The organism is Streptomyces adustus (assembly GCF_009377175.1).
GTDB lineage: Bacteria > Actinomycetota > Actinomycetes > Streptomycetales > Streptomycetaceae > Streptomyces > Streptomyces adustus.
In genome coordinates, this window is sequence record NZ_VJZD01000552.1 from 1 (window position 1) to 1,151 (window position 1,151).

The window sequence follows — 1,151 nt, forward strand, 5'->3', positions numbered from 1 at the left end:
TACTGACGTTGTTGTCGTGATGTCGTCGAGGTGAGGCCGGTTTCGGCGAGGCATCCGTCGATGAGGTTGCTGCGGTACTGGATCTTACGGAGACCATGTCGGAGCGTGCTGATGAGGTGCTCGGGGTCGGTGAATGCGGTGTTGGCCTGGCTGCTGCGCCGCAGCAACGACCAGATGCCCTCGACGGGATTGAGGTCCGGCGCGTAGGCCGGCAGGAAGTAGCAGGTGATCCAGTCGTGGGTGTCGACGAACTCCCGCAGCCGGCGGTCTTTGTGGACGTTGAGGTTGTCCCACACGAGCACGATCGGGGCGCCGAGCTGCTGGTGGGCGGCGATGAGCAGGTCGCGGTAGTCGGTCCAGGTGAAACTGCGTCTGCCACCCCGCTTGTGATCCATGTGCCGCTTGGGCCGGTAGATCATTCGTGAGCGTTCGCCCTGCTTGTAGCAGGCCAGGGCAGCGACGGAGAAGCGTCGCTGGGAGCGTCCGCGCACCCGGATGACGGGGGTGCGTCCGCGCCGGGCCCACGTCCGTGCGGTGGGCGGCGTCATCGAGAAGCCGGCCTCGTCTTCGAAGCACAGCCAGGCATCGAGCGCCGCCACGGACCTTCCACCTGCGGCCAGGTCTCCTTCACCCAGCCCGCCACGGCCGCCTCGTCTCGTTCAACGGCTCGTCGGGCCGGGACCTGGTGGCTGAAGCCGTGCCGGTGGAGCATCCGCGCGATCGCCGACAGCGTCATGCTCTTGTGGAACCGGCGTCCGATCAACGTCTTGACCCTTGCCAGCGTCCAGGTCTGGTCCGGCCAGCCGTGCGCGACCGGCCCCTTGGCCAATTCCTTTTCGAGCACTGCGAACAGGGCCTCACTCAGCTTGGGCACGGAGACCGGTCCGGCGGACCGCAGCCCCTCCGCGCCGGCATCGTGCCAGGCCCGGCGCCAACGCTGCACCGAGCGCACACTCACCCGTAAGTCCTTGGCGACCTCCGCGTTGGAGACACCAGCAGCAAACTGCTCCGCGGCCTCCAGCCGGATCCGCTCACGAAACGCCTGCCGTTCAGGCGTCAGCCCACCACCCTGCGGATACCTCACACCACCGGCATACCGCAACGATCACACATCGTCAGCCCCCAACGACATCACGCCGCAAAGGTCAGTA

At 66.8% G+C, this 1,151-nt stretch carries 1 protein-coding gene; it reads right to left on the reverse strand.

Annotation, left to right across the window (positions count from 1 at the left end):
• A protein-coding gene (locus FNH09_RS50390) for an IS630 family transposase (protein ID WP_420802851.1) occupies positions 1-1,084 on the reverse strand; the annotation gives its coding sequence in 2 pieces (ribosomal slippage) (positions 1-559 and positions 559-1,084; 1,085 coding nt annotated over the 2 pieces). This gene is flagged as partial in the annotation.
• Between the last annotated feature and the right edge of the window lie 67 nt (positions 1,085-1,151).